8 protein-coding genes are annotated in these 7,030 nt (G+C 51.6%); 6 read left to right on the forward strand and 2 right to left on the reverse strand.

Features of this window, described 5'->3' with window-relative positions; all coding sequences use genetic code 11:
- Positions 1 to 162: 162 nt before the first annotated feature.
- Positions 163 to 615, forward strand: a complete 453-nt coding sequence (locus DMG62_22065) for a hypothetical protein (protein PYY20763.1) — start codon at positions 163 to 165, stop codon at positions 613 to 615.
- A gap of 327 nt (positions 616 to 942) precedes the next feature.
- Here DMG62_22065 and DMG62_22070 read toward each other — a convergent pair whose 3' ends face one another.
- Both DMG62_22070 and DMG62_22075 read right to left on the reverse strand, forming a co-directional pair.
- The gene (locus DMG62_22070) at positions 943 to 1,356 is read right to left on the reverse strand and encodes a hypothetical protein (GenBank protein ID PYY20764.1); all 414 of its coding nucleotides are present in this window, start codon (positions 1,354 to 1,356) and stop codon (positions 943 to 945) included.
- A gap of 12 nt (positions 1,357 to 1,368) precedes the next feature.
- The gene (locus DMG62_22075; GenBank protein ID PYY20765.1) at positions 1,369 to 1,566 is read right to left on the reverse strand and encodes a hypothetical protein; all 198 of its coding nucleotides are present in this window, start codon (positions 1,564 to 1,566) and stop codon (positions 1,369 to 1,371) included.
- A gap of 359 nt (positions 1,567 to 1,925) precedes the next feature.
- On the opposite strand from DMG62_22075, the gene DMG62_22080 reads away from it, so the two are divergent.
- From DMG62_22080 to DMG62_22100, 5 genes are all read left to right on the forward strand, one after another.
- Positions 1,926 to 3,167 (forward strand): hypothetical protein, encoded by a 1,242-nt coding sequence (locus DMG62_22080; protein PYY20766.1) that lies wholly within the window; start codon positions 1,926 to 1,928, stop codon positions 3,165 to 3,167.
- A gap of 725 nt (positions 3,168 to 3,892) precedes the next feature.
- The gene (locus tag DMG62_22085) at positions 3,893 to 4,348 is read left to right on the forward strand and encodes a hypothetical protein (GenBank protein PYY20767.1); all 456 of its coding nucleotides are present in this window, start codon (positions 3,893 to 3,895) and stop codon (positions 4,346 to 4,348) included.
- A gap of 249 nt (positions 4,349 to 4,597) precedes the next feature.
- Positions 4,598 to 4,792: a hypothetical protein gene (locus DMG62_22090; GenBank protein ID PYY20768.1), complete on the forward strand. Its 195-nt coding sequence runs from the start codon at positions 4,598 to 4,600 to the stop codon at positions 4,790 to 4,792.
- A gap of 305 nt (positions 4,793 to 5,097) precedes the next feature.
- Entirely contained in the window at positions 5,098 to 5,541 is a 444-nt protein-coding gene (locus tag DMG62_22095) for a hypothetical protein (GenBank protein ID PYY20769.1), read from the forward strand.
- A 937-nt stretch (positions 5,542 to 6,478) separates the two neighbouring features.
- Positions 6,479 to 7,030, forward strand: a 552-nt coding sequence (locus DMG62_22100; protein PYY20770.1) for a hypothetical protein, incomplete at its 3' end; no start/stop codon positions are given.

Below are 7,030 nucleotides of genomic sequence, written 5' to 3' on the forward strand. Positions count from 1 at the left end.
ATTACTCGAACGGCGTTTATTATGCCCGTATCAAGAGCGACGGCAAGGAAAGCAGGCGCTCTCTTCAGACGACGGATCGCCAGACTGCGAACCGCGAGCTCGGTTCAAACGACAACAGCGCGAGATTGATCGCTCACAAGGCAAACTAACGCTAGCCGAATTGTGCGACCGTTACATCAAGACGGTGCAACACCAGACTCCGAAAACCGTAACGCGAAAACCCGCATCGTTGCGAAGATCAAAGAGCACTGGCCGATCGGAAGCCTTATCCAAGTGGCGAAAATCAAACCGAGTGAAGTCGACTTGTGGTTAGCGCGGTTCCGCTTTGGCGCGGCATCGCGAAACATTCACATTCAGGTCGTCAGAGACGTGTTTGATCTCGCGCTCCGGCACAGTGATTATTCTAGTTTCGCCTGCTCAACATCTAAAGTACGCGACAAGCCGATTCGGAAAACGCCGACGATTGAACAATTTAATCAAATCATTGGGAGCATCCGCTCACAGCAGTTTAACGGACATAATGCCGATGACTCGGCAGATTTCCCTGAGTTCATAGGCTTGGCTGGACTTGGACAGGCTGAAGCATCCGCGCTTACATGGGATGACATCGATTAGAAGCGCGAACAGATCATAACCTAACGGGCGGAGAAGAAGGGCCTCTAGGTACAACGAAACGCTGTTCCGTGGCCTCGCCTTCTTCACTCACACGCAAACGGGTCGCCCCAGTACTCAGCATTGCGCATAGCCAGAATGTGAATGTAGCGGCGCACGTACGGCGATGCTCGCGTAACCCTGCGACGCTGCACAAGAAAACCACCGTACACCTGCTTGCTTGTAGCTACCCGATACAAGCCGTCTTTCGGTGGTCGCCATCGGCCTCTAAGACGCAGTGGTCGCGACAAACGCTTCATATCACGCGCAAACGGTATAGGGTCAGCCCTGTTACTGAGCATCTTGGGAGTAACAGATTGCCCGTGTTTCTGCGGTCATCAAACACAACTCGTAACCAAGGTAAGTTTCAGCTTTGTCCGTCACTGGCCGGACGTGTACTTGCTCACAATCTCCTTCAACCGCTCGTGTGTGCGAACAAGTCCCCACTGCCAGTCGGCCGACCGGCCGCCCGCCCTCGGATTCGAGCCTATCGCCTCCAACCTCAAAATGTCCGTCAAACTTGAAGTTGAATTCCGGGAAAAGCAGAATGCTCATGTTCTGCGGCGCAGCATTGTCACCGCGTGGCCATACCCACGAGGTATGCGCCGACACCTTGTTTCGCCATGTGATGACGTTGGCAAACTCGTGCTTCAAATCCTCGGCAGGCGAAAAAGCCTTCTGGAAAACTTGAATGAAATTATGCAATGCGCTCGTGTATCAGAGGAAGCAATTGCAGACCATCGCATCGCCAAGCTGATCGCCAAAATCAATGTAAGCGAAGTTCTTGCCAGATTTTGCTGCGCGCTCCGTTTCCTCCTTCCCAACCTGCTGGCAGAGATAGTCGAGGCCTTTCCATACCGTCTCCAAAAAAAGCCATGCTTCTTTCCGATAAGCTTTAGTCGAGAAATCAAACATAGACGCAGCAAGCCTATCACGTTGTTCACGAAGCCGGAAGCGTTCACGGTCGCGCCAAATCCAAAGCGGGCGACGCGCCGCGACTGTAAGCCTACCCCTCCGATGATTTTATCGGAGGGTCTGGTCGTTAGGCGAATGATTTGTTCCGCGCGGCGTCACGCATTTGTGTCCAACGCCTTTCGCGATGCGTAGTAGAAGTTTTTTTCTTTGGGCGTCATGTCGTCACCCTCGAGAATTTTCGTGAGCAGGTGTGGGTTCAGGGGGATTCTCGATAAAATCAGGACGGCGATTCGGCTGTATAAAATCACCGCCTGAAAACAGGATTGCGCCTAGCAGATATAAAATGATACAAAGCTGCCGTGGGCCTTTACCTTCGAAAAAGCCTAAGCGTTGGCCCATTCAGATTCAATCTCAGCAAATCTGGAATTGGTCTCTCTACAGGGATTAAGGGACTCAGGGTCGGAACTGGGCCACGAGGAAACTATGTCCATATGGGCCGCGGCGGAATTTACTTCCGCCAGACGCTGCCCAGCTCGAAGAAGCCCGAAAGTCGCAGAACTCCTTTGGGAGTTCCTGAGGAAAGATCGTCGAGCATTGAGTTTCATGATATCGAAAGCGGTAGCGTCAGTCAGATGGTTGACTCATCATCCACCGAACTGCTCGAAGAAATCAATTCCAAGTCTACGAAACCACTTATTTGGCCATGGGTTTTGGGATTGAGTATTTGCGTGCTTGTTGCAGTTGCTGCGGGAAACTCGCCGATTTGGATTTATTGTGTAATCCTCCCACTCTGTGCTGGCGGCTTGGTTTGGGCGATTCGCGCTGACAAATTACGAAAGACGGTCGTTTTGTTTTATGAGCTAGAACCACATATCGAGCAGGCGTTTCAGAGCCTTCACGACAGATTTGATTTGTTGCGCGGCTGTTCTCGAGTGTGGCACATCGAATCGAAGGGTGACATCAGGAGTACTCACGACTGGAAGGTCAACGCAGGAGCAAGTTCGATTGTGAAACGAAAGCCAGTCACACCCCACGCTGGTTCGCCACCGTATTTCCAGTGCAATATTGCGATTCCCGTTCTTCCTGCTGGCCGGCAGCGTTTGTATTTCTTGCCTGACAGGATTCTTGTTTGGGACACGACTGGAATAGGTGCACTCAGTTTCGAACAACTCGAAGTCAGCGCCGCCGAGCAAAGATTTATTGAAGATGGTAGTGTTCCCACAGATGCGAAAGTTGTTGACAGGACATGGCGCTACGTCAACAAGAAGGGCGGCCCTGACCGACGCTTCAACAACAATCGGGAAATACCAATTGTACTTTACGAGGCGATAATGTTTACAAGCGGATCAGGCGTCCGAGAAATGTTCCAGGCTTCGCGAACGGGGATCGGCTCGAAGCTTAATTCGGCCGTGAAACAAATGGCGTCGGCCATTTCTGCACGCGCTCAACCCGAAATGGGAGACATTTATATCAAATGCCGGTGCAACAATTGTGACGGTTCAATCGAGTTTCCGGCGCATGGTGTGGGCCAAACTATCACTTGTCCACACTGCGGGACGGAAACGATTCTATTCAACCCTGTCTCGACTGCTACACCGTAAAGGAGACGGGGAGGGAAGCGGTCGCATCTAAATAAACTTCCGCTCTGAGTTTTTGAGGGCTGAGGGTAAAATAGGGTCAAAAAGGGGTCGCAGGAAGGGGTCAGAATCGCCTCACAATCCGGACCGCCAATTAAAAACAAATCTACGGGTGTTTTCGGACCGGCGAATGCGACTAAGAATTTGACGGGCGTTTCGGAAAGACGGTCGCTAACCAGCCAAACTCCGCGGTAGTACGGTCTATCACCCAATCCGGTTCCTCAACAGGTTGCCCGTTTCTCGGCGTTCATCAACTACAACGCACAACCAAGCTAAAACGTAGCCGCTGCGACGGTATCAAGTGAACCCTACGATGCTTTCATCGGAGGGTAGGATCGTTAGGCGAACGATTTGTTCCAGTTGTGGCTCGCGTTTACGATAAAGCGGGCAACATGATTGAAACGCACGAGCACGCGGGCGATTTCAAGGAAACCGTGAACACTTGCGACCCAACGTTTGCTCGGACGATTACGCTTCTTAAATGCCGAATGAACCGGCACAATTCGCGTCGTGCAGCCTGTAATCGCTTTCTCCTCGCAACGGCAGGAAATAGATTGTAAGATGCAATCTGATTCTCGTTAGGCCACTAATCACGCCCCTATGAAACACCTTATCCTCATCGCATTGTTTTCTACCCTGCCTTTTTCGCCCATCGTTGCCCAGCGCAAGTTCCGAAGAAGAGCGCTGAGATGCTCCAAAAGCTCCAAGCCGCGAGACAAGAGCGAAAGAAGCAGACCGAAGCCGTGGGAGCGGCTCTGCAAGAAAAGCTCGCACCCGCTTTACAGTTTTCTATCTCCGAGTTGCAGATCGCTTTGTTTATTAAGGTTCAGAAGGCGATCTCCGGCGCGAAGCTGTTTGCAGATGACGAGCGTCACACATATCTAGGAACCATTGAGGATGAGTTCGCTGCGGACTCCATTTTTAACGAGTTCGGCACCCACGGTAGCCCATTCAGTTCTGACAGCATCTGGAACGAGTTTGGAGACTTCGGCGGTGAATTTTCCTCTGAGAGCCCATTCAATCAATTTAGCTTGTCGCCTCCGCTGATCGTAAAGAACGATAAGATCATCGCACGCCTGACCGTCAGCAAGTTTGTTCAGGGATCCATTGATTCAAACTGGCTTAAATCCAACTTCAAATATTGACGCAACCGTGGCTTAACCACGCGATGTCGCTAACACGATCCAGCTGATGTCATCCATCGATTGCTGGCACGCTTTACGGACTCGACCGTAGGATAGTGTCATTTTCTTACCCTATTGACCGCCCCTGTGCCAAAACCAAAACGCATACCACCCTATCCAAATAGCATCGGTAAATCCGGTTCGCTCACGACCATTGATGGCGATTATGGCTTCACCATCGCCGATAAGATTGTGCGCCCGCAGACTGGAATGCCAGAAAAACTTCTTTGTCTCCAACGCATCGAGTTCGAAGACGGCAAAAAGGAGCTTCGCCTTGCCTACTTTATTATCGGCAAAAAACCAAAGAGGCGTGGGAAATGGGTTTGGGGCCAGTATTGTACGTTCATACCTCCGAAGGACTTCAAAGCACTCGTGCTGGAAGCGCAGAAGCGACGCTGGATATGAACGTCACCCACTGGGCATTCCATGCACATTTACGAATTACGGCCGGGCAAAGATAAACGCGGCCTCGATCTAATTTGGCCGAACGAATGCTGCCAGCAATGTCATCGGATACGCGACGCATTACAGCCCGATCACATGATGCCCTGGTTCGCGTTTGCGATGAAGCTGGCAACGTGATCGACCGCACGAGCACACTTTCGAGTTCAAGGAGGTGCAAGTTTTGCCCTTGCCGTCAGGGACGCTCCTTGATAACACGGCTAGAGGTATTACAAAGTTAGATTACGCAGTTACAAGGAGGATTGGTCATGAATTATTCAGTCTACGCGCACGGCACATCGCTTCACATCAAATCGCCGGAGGCACTCGCGAGCTCATTTGTCGCCGGCTATGGCACTGTTCTGCGATTCAAAGACCCAATCCCCCGGGAGGGTGGCGGGCTTGGCCCCGTCTGGTCCCCTGATGAACGCGAGCCGGGTACATGGTGCCACATTTCCATCCCTTGCACGTACACGAGCTTAATGGCGCAACCGCCCGTGCTCGAAAGCGTGACCCTGCTTCTAGACTACGTCCTCTGCCGCATTAGGCACGTTCACGTCTATGATGGAGGTAACCTCATCGCTTATTGGAATGACGGTACAGAGTCGGGACCCCAACGCGCTGGCTCGCCGAAACCGGATCCATACTGGCCGGAGCCGAAAAACAACCTAAAACTACTGCCGGACCGTTTTTGTTCGGTCGAGGCCTCTTGAACTGGTTGTGCTGTTGCCGGGAGATTATTAATACGGCGGCAAGCGTTACCGGTGCCATCTGAAACGAATCACATATTCGTTAACCAACAAAAAAAGTGATTCAGGTTGAAGACGACGCCCAAGGCCCTGCTTAAAACCACATCGGCGATGAGTCGTCACTTGAGATACAGCCGCAATTCCATCCAGCATCATGGGATTGTCAGCGACGATTTCCCAGTACTTCATCGGAGTTCAAGTTGACGATGAATGGACGCGTGTAATTCCACAAATGCAGTAAGTCTGTCGTCTGTCAGAACAATAAAGTGGCGGGCCATCGGGGGCGTATGCATCCGCGATGAAAAGCACCCGGCCAGTCGAATCACTCTCGGATGAGCAGCCTCAACTAAACCCGGCATTGCGCAAATTGGCAGCAATTCTCTGCCAGTGCTTTCATTTCGGGCACTCTGCACATTTTATGCTCCACATAACCATCACAAACTGATAAGACGGCGCAAATGGCCGAACTCAAACCGCTGAAAAGTAGTCCGGCAGAAAGTGATGCCGTCTCCATAGAATGCTTACGAAGTCCGTGCCGCAGAACGCTTGGGCGCTCTTGAGGTCCTGACCCTGATTTTCTCCGTCTACGTACTGATAGCACTGCTTCTTCAAGCCGCCGTCAAGCTTTCGCCGGAAACCGTGCAGATTTTGCGTTGGATGAATTGGCTCGTTTGTGCGGTTTTTCTAACCGACTCTGCGAAGTAAAAATACTTCCATTAAGTCTACTTGTTAGGCTGATATTATTTCCCGTGCCAGCACGGCCAGCTGACAGATAAACCCACTGTGACCAGAATGCGCTGTTTTGCATTACAAAAATGTAAGGTTAAAAGTCTTGACGTTTTTGCATCTAACTTGGCATGCTGATCTTTCAACGCACTTTAACTAATCCACTCCAAACAATATGAAAACTCTACATTCATTCAGTCGAAATCGTTTTGCTTCATCCGTGCGCTTCGCAGTTGCGGGCACGCTTTTATCGGCGGCAGTCGCGATGGCATTCGTCGCGGTGAAATCATCCGCCCCATTATGGGTGAAAGCAGACAACAAAAACGCGGTCGACAAATTCAGACAGGACCGCGCTAGGTTGTTTACAAACAAAATGGCGCTGCCTGGCCCTGAACGGGAAGGCGGACCAACGACCGCAGCTGAAGAAGAATACGCCAAGCGCGCGTATCCCGCAGCATATATCCCATTTGAATTAACGCGCAACGCACACGTTGCCTGGTCCGATGTCAGAGCGAGGGCTCTGGCTCGAGTAACGCAACCGCTCGGTCAGTGGACGCTCGTTGGTCCAACCTCGGCAAAGGATCCCGATGTGCTGACGTTTAGCGGAGCTCCGTATACAACATCGGGCCGAATAACGGCCTTTGCTCTGGCACCGAACTGCAGCGAAGATCACTGCACGCTTTACCTCGCAGCAGCTGGAGGAGGTGTTTGGAAGACGAACCATGCC

It is taken from the genome of Acidobacteriota bacterium (genome assembly GCA_003225175.1).
GTDB lineage: Bacteria > Acidobacteriota > Terriglobia > Terriglobales > Acidobacteriaceae > Gp1-AA112.

Coding starts and splice junctions, on each gene's coding strand:
- DMG62_22075 (PYY20765.1), bottom strand. CDS start 1,566: ATGTTTGATTTCTCGACTAAAGCTTATCGGAAAGAAGCATGGCTTTTT.
- DMG62_22085 (PYY20767.1), top strand. CDS start 3,893: ATGCTCCAAAAGCTCCAAGCCGCGAGACAAGAGCGAAAGAAGCAGACC.
- DMG62_22090 (PYY20768.1), top strand. CDS start 4,598: ATGCCAGAAAAACTTCTTTGTCTCCAACGCATCGAGTTCGAAGACGGC.
- DMG62_22095 (PYY20769.1), top strand. CDS start 5,098: ATGAATTATTCAGTCTACGCGCACGGCACATCGCTTCACATCAAATCG.